This is a genomic window from Dyella acidiphila, from assembly GCF_014863405.1.
GTDB classification, from domain to species: Bacteria; Pseudomonadota; Gammaproteobacteria; order Xanthomonadales; family Rhodanobacteraceae; genus Dyella_B; species Dyella_B acidiphila.
Genome location: NZ_JACZZA010000009.1, coordinates 35332 through 48913, shown reverse-complemented (window position 1 = coordinate 48913; position 13582 = coordinate 35332). Strand labels below are relative to the sequence as shown.

At 64.5% G+C, this 13582-nt stretch carries 11 protein-coding genes; 9 read left to right on the top strand and 2 right to left on the bottom strand.

Features of this window, described 5'->3' with window-relative positions:
* The first annotated feature begins 10 nt into the window (after positions 1-10).
* The 8 genes from lpxB to tilS all read left to right on the top strand — a co-directional run bounded on the left by lpxB (position 11) and on the right by tilS (position 10766).
* A complete protein-coding gene (lpxB, locus tag IGX34_RS14685) occupies positions 11-1225 on the top strand; it encodes a lipid-A-disaccharide synthase (protein ID WP_192556474.1) in 1215 nt (404 codons plus the stop codon).
* The gene (rnhB, locus tag IGX34_RS14680) at positions 1212-1841 is read left to right on the top strand and encodes a ribonuclease HII (RefSeq protein ID WP_192556473.1); all 630 of its coding nucleotides are present in this window, start codon (positions 1212-1214) and stop codon (positions 1839-1841) included. The genes lpxB and rnhB overlap by 14 nt, the downstream gene beginning before the upstream one ends.
* 265 nt (positions 1842-2106) lie before the next feature.
* Positions 2107-2307, top strand: coding sequence for a hypothetical protein (locus tag IGX34_RS14675; protein WP_192556472.1), 201 nt, complete (start codon positions 2107-2109; stop codon positions 2305-2307).
* A 152-nt stretch (positions 2308-2459) separates the two neighbouring features.
* Positions 2460-6008 (top strand): DNA polymerase III subunit alpha, encoded by a 3549-nt coding sequence (gene dnaE / locus IGX34_RS14670; protein WP_192556471.1) that lies wholly within the window; start codon positions 2460-2462, stop codon positions 6006-6008.
* Between the two features lie 95 nt (positions 6009-6103).
* A complete protein-coding gene (locus IGX34_RS14665) occupies positions 6104-7060 on the top strand; it encodes an acetyl-CoA carboxylase carboxyltransferase subunit alpha (RefSeq protein WP_192556470.1) in 957 nt (318 codons plus the stop codon).
* Between the two features lie 78 nt (positions 7061-7138).
* Complete coding sequence (locus tag IGX34_RS14660) at positions 7139-8659, top strand: adenosine deaminase family protein (protein WP_225737485.1); 1521 nt, start codon at positions 7139-7141, stop codon at positions 8657-8659.
* Between the two features lie 51 nt (positions 8660-8710).
* Positions 8711-9469, top strand: a complete 759-nt coding sequence (locus IGX34_RS14655; protein ID WP_192556468.1) for an NYN domain-containing protein — start codon at positions 8711-8713, stop codon at positions 9467-9469.
* Complete coding sequence (tilS, locus tag IGX34_RS14650; RefSeq protein WP_338015479.1) at positions 9462-10766, top strand: tRNA lysidine(34) synthetase TilS; 1305 nt, start codon at positions 9462-9464, stop codon at positions 10764-10766. The genes IGX34_RS14655 and tilS overlap by 8 nt, the downstream gene beginning before the upstream one ends.
* Before the next feature lie 570 nt (positions 10767-11336).
* Here the strand turns inward: tilS and IGX34_RS14645 are convergent.
* On the bottom strand, positions 11337-12620 hold the full coding sequence (locus IGX34_RS14645; RefSeq protein ID WP_338015478.1) for an MFS transporter: 1284 nt from the start codon (positions 12618-12620) through the stop codon (positions 11337-11339).
* A 194-nt stretch (positions 12621-12814) separates the two neighbouring features.
* On the opposite strand from IGX34_RS14645, the gene IGX34_RS14640 reads away from it, so the two are divergent.
* Complete coding sequence (locus IGX34_RS14640; protein WP_192556465.1) at positions 12815-13072, top strand: exodeoxyribonuclease VII small subunit; 258 nt, start codon at positions 12815-12817, stop codon at positions 13070-13072.
* 77 nt (positions 13073-13149) lie between these two features.
* Here IGX34_RS14640 and IGX34_RS14635 read toward each other — a convergent pair whose 3' ends face one another.
* A complete protein-coding gene (locus IGX34_RS14635) occupies positions 13150-13521 on the bottom strand; it encodes a DUF4870 domain-containing protein (RefSeq protein ID WP_192556464.1) in 372 nt (123 codons plus the stop codon).
* Between the last annotated feature and the right edge of the window lie 61 nt (positions 13522-13582).

Sequence of the window (13582 nt, the reverse complement as noted above, 5' to 3'; positions counted from 1 at the left end):
GGGTGTCCTCATGCATGACGACAACCACCGGCCCCTGATCGCCATCATCGCCGGCGAAGAATCCGGCGACCAACTCGGCGCCGACCTGATCCCCGCACTACGCCGCCACTACCCGAACGCCCGCTTCGCCGGCATCGGCGGCAGCCGCATGCAAGCGCAGGACTTCGTGTCGTGGTACGACATGCGCGAGCTGTCGCTGTTCGGTTTCGCCGAAGTGGTGAGTCACCTGCCGCGCCTGCTCCGGCTGCGCAAGGAACTGGTGGCCCGACTCATCGCCGAAAAACCGATGGTGGTGATCGGCATCGATGCTCCCGATTTCAATCTCGGCGTCGAACGGCGCATCAAGCAGGCCGGTCTGCCGACCGTGCATTACGTCAGTCCATCGATCTGGGCCTGGCGCGAAAAACGCGCCGACAAGATCGGCGCCAGCGTCAGCCGCGTGCTGTGCCTGTTCCCGATGGAGCCGCCGATCTATGCGCGACACGGCATCGATGCGCGCTTCGTCGGCCATCCTCTGGCCGATCGCTTTCCGCTGGTATCCGATCGCATCCCGGCACGCCGCGCGTTGCAGCTGCCGCTGGATGTGCCGGTGCTGGCGGTGCTGCCGGGCAGTCGCCATTCCGAGCTGGAGCGGCTGGCCGTGCCGTTCCTGGATGCAGCGCGACGCCTCAGCGCCGCACTGCCCGGCCTGCGCGTGGTGATCCCCGCGGCCAATTCGCGGGCCCTGGCCACGCTCAAGACCTTGCTTGCACGCGGACCGCACGACGACATGGCGCCGATCCTGCTGGACGGCCACGCACACGATGCCATGCTCGCTGCCGATGTGGTGATGCTCGCCTCCGGCACCGCCACGCTGGAGGCGATGCTGGCCAAGCGGCCGATGGTGGTGGGCTATCGCGTGTCGCCGCTGAGCTATCGCATTGCGCGCATGCTGAAAATGCTCAAGACGGATGTATACGCGTTGCCGAACATCCTGGCCCGCGCCTGCGGCATGGGCAAAGACGCCCTGCTGGTGCCCGAGCTGATGCAGGACAACTGCACCGCCGCCAAATTGACCGAAGCCACCTTGACGCTGTTCCGCGACAGCGAACGGCGCGGCGCGATCGTGGCGGCGTTCGAGCAATTGCACGATGCCCTGCGTGGCAATCTGCATGGCCACGCCGGCGATCATGCTGCCGCGGCGATCGTGGATCTGTTGAACGGCACGGCGCATGACCAGCACTGATCGCCGCCGCAAAGCTGCGCTGCCGTCGATCGAGGAACTGCGCATTGCCGGTGTCGATGAAGCCGGCCGTGGGCCGCTGGCCGGCCCGGTAGTGGTCGCTGCGGTGGTGCTGGATCCGCGCAAACCGATCGACGGCCTGGACGATTCGAAAAAGCTCAGCGAAGCCAAGCGCGAGCGGCTTTATCCGCTGATCATGGAGCGCGCGCTGGCGCATTGCGTGGTGGTGATCGAGACCGAAGAAATCGATCGCCTGAATATTTTCCAGGCCACCATGGTCGGTATGAGCCGCGCCGTGGCCGGCCTGATGCCTGCCGCCACGGAGGCCTTGATCGACGGCAACTACGTGCCCAAGCAGTTGCCCTGCCCCGGCCGCGCCATCATCGGCGGCGATGCACTGGAACCGGCGATCAGCGCCGCGTCGATCCTCGCCAAGGTCAGCCGCGATCGCCTGATGGTGGCGATGGAAGCGCTGCATCCAGGCTACGGTTTCGCCACCCACAAAGGCTACGGCACGCCCGCACATCTGGCCGCGTTGCAGCAACTGGGTCCATGCAGCCAGCACCGGCGCAGTTTTGCACCGGTAAAAGAATGGCTCGATCAGGGTCGGCTTTTTTAGCGAAGTCTGTGCCGATAGTGCGTGCAGGTCATGCGCGTCACGGCAGCTTCACGCCGCAGATCCGATTACGCGCGATGACTTCCGACCCATGCAACGCTTCCTATTGCATCTGCATCAGAGCAGGTATAGGAATGGATTCGGAAAGCCGCTGCGGCAGACCGCATGCACTGCCGCCACGACCGCCTCGCAAGGACGCCAACGTAGCTGTCCGGTGACTAGCCGCGGAACGCCTGCCCGGCTTCGAGCACCGGAACTGGAGGGTGTCATGATGCTTCCTTTCCGCCGCCGCCCCAACTCGCCCAAACAGACCGCCGCCACACCGGCTGCCGATAGCGGCGAACCCCAGTCCTGCAAAATTGAAATCGGACTGAAACACCTCGACTACAACCTGCAGCCTCTCAATGTAGAGAGCCTGTCGCACTACATTGAACCGACCGTGGATGAGGAACGGTTCCGGGTGCATTAGCCAGCCGCAGGACCGGGAAAACGGAGCGCCGAACGTTAAGTTCGCCGTAACCCATGCGTTCCCCGTTTCCGGTTCCCCGATCCCCGCGCTTGTCAATTCTTGCCCGCTTCAGACCGCCCCGCTAGGCTGGGCCATTGCTTCGCGTGCGAGCCATGTCCCTCCGTTTCGCTCATCTGCATCTGCACAGCGAATATTCGCTGGTGGACTCGACCATCCGCATCAAGGCGCTGGTGGCTGCCTGCGTGCAGGCCGGCGTGCCCGCGGTCGCCCTCACCGACGAATGCAACATGTTCGCCCTGGTGAAGTTCTACAAGGCGTGCAGCGCGGCCGGCATCAAGCCGATCGGCGGCTGCGACCTGTGGATCAGCTCGCCGGATGATCCGCGCCCCTGGCGTCTCACCGTGCTGTGCCAGAACCACGAGGGCTACCTGAATCTGTCGCGCATGGTTTCGCGCGCCTGGCGCGAAGGCCAGCAGGGCGGACGCGCGCTTACCGAAGCCGCGTGGCTGACGCCCGACGCCACCGCCGGCCTGATCGCCGTGCTCGGACGCGAAAGCGAGGTGGCCCGCAGCGCCGTCAACCAGGGCACCGAGGCGGCCACACCGCGCCTGCGCTCGCTGATGCAGCTGTTTGCCGATCGCCTCTACCTTGAGCTCACCCGCACCGGTCGCGAGGGCGAGGAATCCTGGAACAACGCCGCACTGTTGCTGGCCACCGAACTGGATCTGCCGGTCATTGCCAGCAACGACATGCGCTTCCTCAAGCAGGAAGACTTCGAGGCACATGAAGCACGCGTGTGCATTCATCAAGGCCGCGTGCTGGCCGATCCCAAGCGCCCGCGCGACTACAGCGAACAGCAATACCTGAAGACGCCGGAAGACATGGCCACGCTCTTCGCGGATATTCCCGAAGCGCTGGAAAACACCGTCGAACTGGCCAAGCGCTGCAATCTGGAACTGAACTTCGGCACCTATTACCTGCCGAATTTCCCGGTGCCCGACGGCCATGACCTGGCCAGCTACATCCGCGAGCTTGCCCGCGACGGCCTGAAGGAGCGCCTTGCCGGTGCGCCGCTGGCCGAGGGCTACACGCTGGCCGATTACGAAGCACGCCTGGAACGCGAGCTGGACGTGATCGTCAAGATGGGCTTCCCCGGCTACTTCCTGATCGTGGCGGACTTCATCAACTGGGGTAAGCAGAACGGCATCCCGGTGGGTCCGGGCCGCGGCTCGGGCGCAGGCTCGCTGGTAGCCTGGGTGCTGAAGATCACCGATCTGGATCCGCTGCAGTTCAACCTGCTGTTCGAGCGCTTCCTCAATCCCGAACGTGTGTCGATGCCCGACTTCGACATCGACTTCTGCATGGATCGCCGCGACGAGGTGATCGACTACGTCGCGCGCAAATACGGCCGCGATCACGTCAGCCAGATCATCACCTATGGTTCGATGGCGGCGAAGGCGGTGCTGCGCGATTCCGGTCGCGTGCTGGGCATGGGCTACAACGCGGTCGACCGCATCGCCAAGCTGATTCCGCCGCGCCCGCTCGATCTCACCTTGTCCTGCGCGCTCGGCCGTTCGGAGAAGGCGCAGAAAGAACCCGATCGCGTGGTCAAGGAGTTCTGCGATCTCTACGCGCAGGACGAAGAAGCACGCACGCTGATCGACCTCGCGCTGAAGCTGGAAAGCCTGACCCGCAACGCCGGCAAACACGCCGGCGGCGTGGTGATCGGGCCCAAGCCGCTGACCGAATTCGCCCCGCTGTACTGCGAACCGGGCGGCGCCGGCGTGGTGACGCAGTACGACAAGGACGACGTGGAAGCGGTCGGCCTGGTGAAGTTCGACTTCCTCGGCCTGCGCACGCTCACCATCATCGACTGGGCGGTGAAAGCGATCAACGAACGTCGCGCCCAGACCGACGAAGCGCTGCTGGATATCGCCGCGCTACCGCTGGACGACAAAGAATCCTACGAGCTGCTCAAGCGCGCCCAGACCGTGGCCGTGTTCCAGCTCGAATCCTCCGGCATGCAGCGCATGCTGAAGGACGCCAAGCCCGACCGCTTCGAGGACATCATCGCGCTGGTGGCGTTGTACCGTCCCGGCCCGATGGACCTGATCCCCAGCTTCGTCGCGCGCAAGCACGGGCGCGAGGAAGTGGAATATCCCGACCCGCGCGTCGAGCCGATCCTGAAAGAGACCTACGGCATCATGGTCTACCAGGAGCAGGTGATGCAGATGGCGCAGATCGTCGGCGGCTACTCGCTCGGCGGCGCCGACCTGCTGCGCCGCGCGATGGGCAAGAAGAAACTCGAGGAAATGGCCAAGGAGCGCGCCAAGTTCCGCGAAGGCGCCGCCAAGGATGGACTGAGCGGAGAAAAAGCCGACTCCATCTTCGACCTGATGGAAAAATTCGCCGGCTACGGCTTCAACAAGTCGCACGCCGCCGCGTATGCGCTGGTCTCCTATCAGACCGCCTGGCTGAAGGCCCACTACCCCGCCGAATTCATGGCCGCGACGATCTCGTCGGACATGGACAACACCGACAAGGCGGTGACCTTCCTCGACGAATCGCGCGCGATCGGCCTGACCGTGCTGGCGCCCGACGTGAACGCGTCGGAATTCATGTTCGTCGCGGTAGAGCCCCGGGTAATCCGCTACGGCCTGGGCGCGATCAAGGGCGTGGGCCAGGGTGCCTGCGAGGCGATCGCCGACGAACGCCGCAACGGCGGCGCCTACAAGGACCTGGCCGACTTCTGCCGCCGCGTCGACAGCACCAAGCTCAACCGCCGCGTGCTGGAGGCCTTGATCCTGTCCGGCGCGCTGGATGCGCTGGCGCCCAACCGCGCCAGCCTGATGCTGCAGCTGCCGGGGGCGATGAAGGCAGCCGAGCAGCATCTGCGCGATCGCCAGTCCGGCCAGAACGACATGTTCGGCGCCATGATGGGGGCGGTCGCCCCGGTCGTGCAGGTCGAGCTGCCCACCGCGCCGGAGTGGCCGCTGGAGCAGAAGCTGCAGGGCGAGCGCGAGACGCTCGGCCATTACCTCTCCGGCCACCCCACCGACCCCTGGCGCGAGGAACTGGCCCAGCTCGCCACGTGCCCGCTGGGTGAGATCGCCGACCGTTACCAGCCGCCGCGCCCGCGCAAGAACGACGGCGACGACGGCAACCGCTTCCGCCGCGGCCCCGATACGCCCTGGACCGTCGCCGGCATGGTCACCGCCGTGCGCAAGCGCGGCGACAGCGACGCCTTCGTGCGCCTGGAAGACGGCAGCGGCATCATCGAGGTGAGCTTCTTCGGCGAGCTGTACCAGCAGGTGGCGCCGCTGCTCACGCGCGACGAAATGCTGGTGGTGGAAGGCGGCCTGCGCATCGACGAATTCTCCGGCGGCGGCTTCCAGGTACGCGCCCGCAGCGCCTACACCCTGGCCGACGCCTGCCGCCGCTACGCGCGCCTGCTGCGCGTGAAGGTGAACGGCATCGGCGCCGACTTCATCCCGCAATTCCGCCAGGCGCTGGCCGGGCATCGCGGCGGTCGCGCCAGTGTCATCCTCAGCGGTTATCACAATGCCAAGGCGCAGGCCGATTTCGAGCTGGGCGAGGAATGGCATGTCAACGCCATTCCGGAGCTGTTGCGGACCGTGCGCGGCATGCCCGGTGTGATCGCCGCGGGGGTCAGGCTGGTGAAAACAGGGGGCGGCGACTAGCCCCAGGCCCTCCCGACAGCACCCATACGGCCCCGTTTCCGCGTTTTTAGCGCCCCCGGTATACTGCCCCGCTTCTGTGCCATCCCAAGACCGGAATGAACCCCAATTTCCTCGACTTCGAACAGCCGATTGCCGATCTGGAAGCCAAGATCGAGGAGCTGCGCTTTGCGAGCAGCGGGCAGTCGGTCAACATCGACGACGAGATCCGGCGCTTGCGCGAAAAGCTCAAGATCAAGACCGCCGACATCTTCCGCAACCTGGATTCCTGGCAGACCACCCAGCTGTCGCGCCACCCGGCGCGCCCGTACACGCTCGACTACATCAGCGTGATCTGCGAGGAGTTCCACGAGCTGGCCGGCGACCGCGCGTTTGCCGATGACGGCGCCATTGTCGGCGGCCTGGGCCGCATCAACGGGCGGCCGGTGATGATCATCGGCCACCAGAAGGCGCGCGATACCAAGGGCAAGCTCAAGCGCAACTTCGGCATGCCGCGCCCGGAGGGTTATCGCAAGGCGCTGCGGCTGATGAAGATGGCCGAACGTTTCAAGCTGCCGCTGTTCACCTTCATCGACACCATGGGTGCCTACCCGGGCGTCGGCGCGGAAGAACGCGGCCAGAGCGAAGCCATTGCGCGCAACCTGCTGGAAATGGCCGAACTGAAAACCCCGATCATCTGCACCGTGATCGGCGAAGGCGGCTCCGGCGGCGCACTGGCGATCGGCGTGGGCGACCGCACGGTGATGCTGCAGTACTCCACTTACTCGGTGATCACGCCCGAGGGCTGCGCCTCGATCCTGTGGAAGAGCGGCGAGAAAACCAAGGATGCCGCCGAAGCGCTGGGCATGACCGCCCCGCGCCTGCTGGAGCTGGGCCTGATCGACAAGGTGGTGCGCGAGCCGCTGGGCGGCGCGCATCGCAATCCGCATGCGATGGCGGTGCGCCTGAAGGCCGTGCTGCTCAACGAGCTGGACAAGCTCCAAGCCGTCCCCGCCAACGAGTTGCTGGAACTGCGCTATCGCCGCCTGCGCGGCTACGGCGCCTTCCACGAATAACTGGCGGCATTCCACGTTTTGCTGAAGAATCGCCCGACATCTCACTGACGCGGTTCTTCCATGCAGGCTCGCTCCCTTTTGCGTCGCGCCCTCGCCGGCGCGGCCCTGGTTTGTGCCACGCACGCGGCGGCCCAGGCCGCCGCAGTGCAGGCCGGCTCCGCCGAAGTGCGCACCGCGCAGGCCTTCGAAGCCGCGCGCCAGCAAGGGCCGCTTGCACTGCACGCGTTCCTGGCCGGCATGCCCAAGGGCGGCGACCTGCATAACCATCTCAGCGGCGCGGTATATGCCGAATCGTGGATTGCGCAGGCTGCCGCCGACGGACTGTGCGTAGACATCGCCACCTCCAGCTTGCTGGAAAAGCACGCAGCCAGCGCACCGAACTGCGGTGCGGGACAACGTCCCGCGGCAGATGCGCTCAAAGACCAGCATTTTTACGATGCACTGGTCGATGCGTTTTCCATGCGCAGCTTCGTGCCTTCGGCGGGGCGCTCCGGCCACGACCAGTTCTTCGACACCTTTGGCCGCTTCGACAACATCAGCCCGCAGCAGCACATGGGCGACTGGCTCAACGAAGTCAGTGCGCGCGCCAGTACACAGAACGAGCAATACCTGGAACTGATGGTGACGCCGCCCTTTGCGCATGCAGCAGAACTCGCGCGCACGCTGGGCTGGCAAAACGATTTCGATGCTTTGCGCCGGCAATTGCTGGCGCACGGATTGAAAGACGAAATCGCCGCCGACGAACAGTTGCTCACCAGCGCCCTGGCCGAGCGCAAGCGCCAGCAGCATTGCGATAGCGCGCAGGCCGATGCTGCGTGCAAGGTGCAGATCCGCTTCCTGTACCAGGTATTGCGCGGCGCGGCGCCCGAACGCGTCTTCGCGCAGACCTTGCTTGGCTTCGAACTGGCCTCGGTCGATGCACGCTGGGTCGGCATCAATTTCGTGATGCCCGAAGACGGCTATCTGTCCATGCGCGACTACAGCCTGCAGATGCACATGCTCGATTACCTGCACCAGCACTATCCCAAGGTGCATATCAGCCTGCACGCCGGCGAACTGGCGCCAGGCCTGGTGCCGCCGGATGGGCTGCGTTTCCACATCCGCGAGGCGGTGGACATCGGCCATGCCGAGCGCATCGGGCACGGCGTGGACGTGATGTATGAGGATCGTCCCGAAGCACTGCTGGACGAACTGGCTGCGCGCCACGTGCTGGTGGAAATCAACCTCACCAGCAACGACGTGATCCTCGGCATCCAGAAAGCCGATCATCCCCTGCCGATGTACCTCAAGCACCACGTGCCGGTAGCGCTGTCCACCGACGACGAAGGTGTGTCGCGCATCGACCTCACGCACGAATACGTGCGTGCCGCGGAAGATTTCGCGCTCGACTATCCCACGCTCAAGCAGATGGCACGCAACAGCCTCAGCTACAGCTTCCTGCCCGGCGACAGCCTGTGGGCATCGGCCGCATGCCGGGACCCGTTGCCGGGCAGCGATCACCTCACTGCCGCCTGCCGCCAGCTGCTCGAACACAGCGCCAAGGCCAGCGCGCAATGGGAACTGGAACGCCGCCTGCAGGTCTTCGAGGCCGCACACTAAATAGCGCCGATTAGCGATACCATCCAGCCAACCTCACCGGGAGCCGCATCCATGGCCAACAACCATGCCACCAAGCTCGCCGTGCTGATCGATGCGGACAATGCACAACCCGGCATCGCCGACGGCCTGCTCGCCGAAGTAGCCAAGTACGGCACCGCGCACGTCAAGCGCGCCTATGGCGACTGGACCAGCAACCATCTGAAAGGCTGGAAAGACCAGCTGCTGATGCAGTCGATCCAGCCGATCCAGCAATTCGGCTATACCAGCGGCAAGAACGCCACCGATTCGGCCATGATCATCGACGCGATGGATCTGCTTTATTCGGGCCGCTTCGATGGCTTCTGCATCGTCTCCAGCGACAGCGACTTCACCCGCCTGGCCGCACGCATCCGCGAATCCGGACTGATCGTCTACGGCCTGGGCGAACGCAAGACGCCCGAGCCCTTCGTCGCCGCCTGCGACAAATTCATCTACACCGAAAACCTCGTCACCAAACTCGACGAAGAACAGCCGTTGAAACCGCGTACCACTGCGCAGCTGAAACAGGACAGCGGCCTGATCAACTTGCTGCGCAATGCCATCGAATCCTCGTCCGATGACGACGACGAAGGCTGGGCCGGCCTGGGCGGCGTCGGCTCCATCATCACCAAGCAGCGGCCGGACTTCGACTCGCGCAGCTACGGCTATGCCAAGCTGAGCGAACTGATCGACGCGATCAAGCTGTTCGAACTGGACCGGCGCAGCCCCGGCGATGGCCGGCCCAGGGCAATCTACGTGCGCAACAAGAGGAAGCCGGCAGCACGTGACTGACCACGCCGCCTTGCTCGATACCTTGCGGCAAGCCCTGTACACCCAGCCGCACGGAACACTCTGCGTCGCCTACAGCGGCGGCCCCGACTCCACCGCCCTGCTGCACGCCCTCGCCCAATTGCCGGCGGCGCAGGCACGCGGCCTGCGCGCCATGCATATCGATCACGGCCTGCATGCAGACAGCGCACGCTGGGCTGCGCATTGCCGCGCCTTCTGCGCCACGCTGGGGCTTCCCTGCGACGTGCACACTGTGAAAGTCGACCGCGCAGCCGGCATCGGCCTGGAAGCCGCCGCACGACACGCACGCTACGGCGCCTTCGCCGCGCATCTACATACTGGCGAACGGCTGATCTTCGGCCATCACCAGGACGACCAGGCAGAAACCGTGCTGATGAAATTGCTGCGCGGCGCGGGGCCGGAAGGCCTGGGCGGCATGCGCACCGAACGTCCGCTCGGCCACGGCATCGTCTGGCGCCCCTTACTCGCACTGCCCCGACAGGTGCTGCGCGACTACGTGACCGCGCACGCACTGCCGTGCATCCACGATCCCTCCAACGACGATCGCCAGCTGGCGCGCAACCAGCTGCGGCACGAGATCATGCCGCGCCTGCAATCGCACTGGCCGCAAGCGGCCATCTCCATCGCGCATAGCGCGATGCTCTGCCGCAAGGCGGCCGATACCTTGCAGCAGGATTGGCTCGCCGCCTACGAAACCTTGCGCGACGACAGCAGCAACAGCCTCGACGCACGCAGCTGGCTCGCCCTCCCCGCCGCCTTGCGCGAACCTCTGCTCGCCCATTGGCTGCACACCCAGGGACTGACCGCGCCGACCACCGCGCAACGCCAGCAGATCGAACGCCAATGCGTCGCGCAGGATGGCCAACTGCCCTGCATCCAGTGGCCCGGTGCTGAAGTGCACGTGTGGAAACATCGCCTATGGGCATTGGCGCCCCGGGCCACTGCCGAATGGCCCGGCGATCTGCGTTGGCAGGGTGAAACGCTGATGCTGCCAGGGGGCGGCCGGCTCCAATTGGAACCTGCTGCGCAGCTGCCAATGACGCTGACCGTTCGTCCACGCCGCGGCGGTGAACGCATCAAGCCCGCTGGCGATCGATATACCCGCGAACTGCGTGCGTTGTTTCAGGCTGGTGCTGTTCCGCCGTGGCAGCGTGCTGATTGTCCGTTGATTTATGAAGGCGATGCATTGATTGCCGTTGGCGATCGTTGGCTTAGCGAGCGGGCTGAGGTGATCTTTGGTCAGATCGGTACGCGTCCGCGCTGGATTGCAGCCACGTAGGCTGGACCATCCCGAACTTGGTCCGGGAAGCGCAGCAAATGCATGTGCGCAAGCATTGAAATGTGCGGCGTGGGTGCGGATTTTGTTGGGTTACGCTGCGCTAACCCAACCTACATGCCTCGCATCGTCTTCATCGCAAGAGTGCCCCCTCTCCCCGCAGGGGAGAGGGGGCAGAGCGTGCCTTGCGCACTCGATCACGCATGCGAAGAGCTCCACGCCTTTACCGGCGCAACGCGCCGTCACAGAGTGCGCGCCAGGATGGCGCGCCGCTCTACCCGGGGCCCCTAGGGAGCGGTGAAGGGTGGGAGGACAAGGCCCCGCAGGGGGCATGGGCACGACGCCCATGCCTTTTCGTCAGCACAGGATGTGCTGTCGAAAAGCCCCTCCCATCCTTCACGCACTTGATGGGCAGGACGCCCATCAAGCGCTCCCTCGGGGTGCCCTTCTCTTTGGTTACTTTCTCTCGAGCCCGCAGGGGCCGAAAGCGCCGCAGGCAATCGCACAGATCAACGCGACATGCACGCCAGGTCAAAGGAGGGAACAGACATCCAACCTACGCGAGCACAGCGCTCACGACTCCTGCCCAGCATTGCCCGGCAACACCGGCACCGCAGCAGCCGACACCCGCCGATTGACAAAAAACATCAACACAAACGACAGCAGCGTCGTACACACCAGCACATCGCCCAGCACCTCGAAGTGCAGCAGCCGCCCATCCGCCGCCTCCTTCACCACCAGCCCGCCAAGCATCGCCGCAATCCCGCCCGACATCTGCTGCAGCGACGAACTGATCGACATATACGCACCACGATCAGCCGGCTTCGGCAACGCCGACATCAAGGCCGAAGATGAAATCATGCGCGAGAAAATACCGATCTGCAGCAAGGCGCTGATCACGATCAGTACCCACAAGCCCACATGCGACATGCGCGTATAAACCAGCACCATCACGATCGTCGCCGCACAGCCAAAGGCAAACACGCGGAACTTGCCGAAGGTATCGCTGGCCCGGCCGATCAGCGGCCCCATGATCGCCGACACCGTGCCGGTAATCAGATACACCAGCGACAACTGCTCCACCGGAATGCCCACGTTGTGCACGATGAACAAGGTGGAATACGGCATCAGCAGAAAACCGCCCATGGTGAGCATGGCGGTGGTGATGTAGCCGATCAGGTAGGAACGCGTGGTCAACGTCTGTCGCAAGTGATGCACCGGATTGCGATCCGGATGCAGGGTCAGGTGTGCATTCACCGGCCGCAGGCGGCTGAAGATGGCTGCGCCAACCAGCGTGCACACCACCACGATCATGAAAAACGGCGCGTTCCAGTTCCAGCGGCTAGACAGTGCCAGACTGAGCGGCAAGCCCAGCACCGTACTGGCGGCGAACGCGGACTGGATAAAGCCCATCACGCGGCCGCGCATCGCCATCGGGAACAGATCGGTGACGATCGCCATCGAGGCGGCGCCCACCACGCCGGCAAACAGGCCGGTCACCATGCGTGCCAGCAGCAGCTCGTTATAGGTATGCGCCAATGCGCAGCACAGCGTGCCGAGCATGAAGCCGCTGTAGAAAAACAGCAGCAGTTTCTTCCGGTCGAAGCGATCGGCGAAACCTGCCGCGAGAATGCCCGATACGCCGGCCGCAAAGGCATACGCCGAAACCACGTCGCCGAACTGGCCTGGCGTGATCTTCAGCGCCGGAATGACGATCGCGCCCAGCGGCGCCAGCAGCATGAAATCCAGCACGATGGTGAACTGCAGGAATGCCAGCACGCCCACCACGAATTTCTGATAGCCGGAAAAGCCCATGCCACCGGATGCAGCGGCGGGCGAGGATGAAGGATTGGTCACGAAGAACTCCATGAGCGAACCAGATCCATCGGTTCGCGCGGTTTTGAGGATGGTCGCACAATAGTATTTCGATATATCGAAATCAAGCCTGCCGATAGTCATGACGGCGCGGCGGTGGCCTATCCTGACGCTGCATCACATTGAATTGTGACGATGATTGATTCCGCCCCGGCCCTGCGTTAGCGTTGCGGCCCATGGCCAAACCCACTTCCGCCCCCGCAGCCACCGCACCCGTCGCCGATTTCGAGCAGTCGCTGGACGAACTCGAGCAACTGGTCGCGCGCATGGAAGGCGGCGAGATGAGTCTGGATGAGTCGCTGAGCGCCTTCGAACGCGGCATCGGCCTGTATCGCCACTGCCAGCAGGCCCTCGACCAGGCCGAACTGCGCGTACGCCTGCTGCTCGACCCCGATGCGCCGGAGCACGCGGAGCCGTTCCAGCCCGAGCTTTGAGAGCCGCCGCCTGCGCATTGAAAAGCCCGTGCTAGCACGGGCTTTTCTGTTTATGGCGTGGCGTGAACCAGCGCCGTTCAATTCACCAGGCGCAGCGCAAACGGATAGCGATAGTGTCCGTCCGAGCTCACCTTCACTGCCGCGACAATGCAGAAGACCAGGTTCGCCAGCCACACCACGGTCATCAGCAGGCCGCCGATCAGGATGATCAACAGCACCCAGCTGATCACCCAGGCCAGCAGCACGGTGATCTGGAAATTCAGCGCTTCCTTGGCTTCGGTGGTGAGATAGGCCTTGTCCGGACGATCTTTGTGCAGCAGCCACACGATCAGCGGCACGATGACGGAAAGCACAAAACCCGAAAGATGAGTAAGCATGGCCAGGTTGCGATCGTTGCTGGATGCAACCGGCTCGGACGGCGGGGTGATCTGATCGGACGGCGTGCTCATCAGCTTCCTCCTTGCATGGCGGTAACCGACCGGCCCGCTGTCGGCAGCGGGTGGCGCGTAT

Excerpts from the sequence above, each read along its gene's own strand:
- IGX34_RS14635 (WP_192556464.1), bottom strand. The coding sequence starts at position 13,521 with ATGAGCACGCCGTCCGATCAGATCACCCCGCCGTCCGAGCCGGTTGCA.
- IGX34_RS14665 (WP_192556470.1), top strand. The coding sequence starts at position 6,104 with ATGAACCCCAATTTCCTCGACTTCGAACAGCCGATTGCCGATCTGGAA.
- lpxB (WP_192556474.1), top strand. The coding sequence starts at position 11 with ATGCATGACGACAACCACCGGCCCCTGATCGCCATCATCGCCGGCGAA.
- rnhB (WP_192556473.1), top strand. The coding sequence starts at position 1,212 with ATGACCAGCACTGATCGCCGCCGCAAAGCTGCGCTGCCGTCGATCGAG.
- IGX34_RS14655 (WP_192556468.1), top strand. The coding sequence starts at position 8,711 with ATGGCCAACAACCATGCCACCAAGCTCGCCGTGCTGATCGATGCGGAC.
- dnaE (WP_192556471.1), top strand. The coding sequence starts at position 2,460 with ATGTCCCTCCGTTTCGCTCATCTGCATCTGCACAGCGAATATTCGCTG.
- IGX34_RS14675 (WP_192556472.1), top strand. The coding sequence starts at position 2,107 with ATGATGCTTCCTTTCCGCCGCCGCCCCAACTCGCCCAAACAGACCGCC.
- IGX34_RS14640 (WP_192556465.1), top strand. The coding sequence starts at position 12,815 with ATGGCCAAACCCACTTCCGCCCCCGCAGCCACCGCACCCGTCGCCGAT.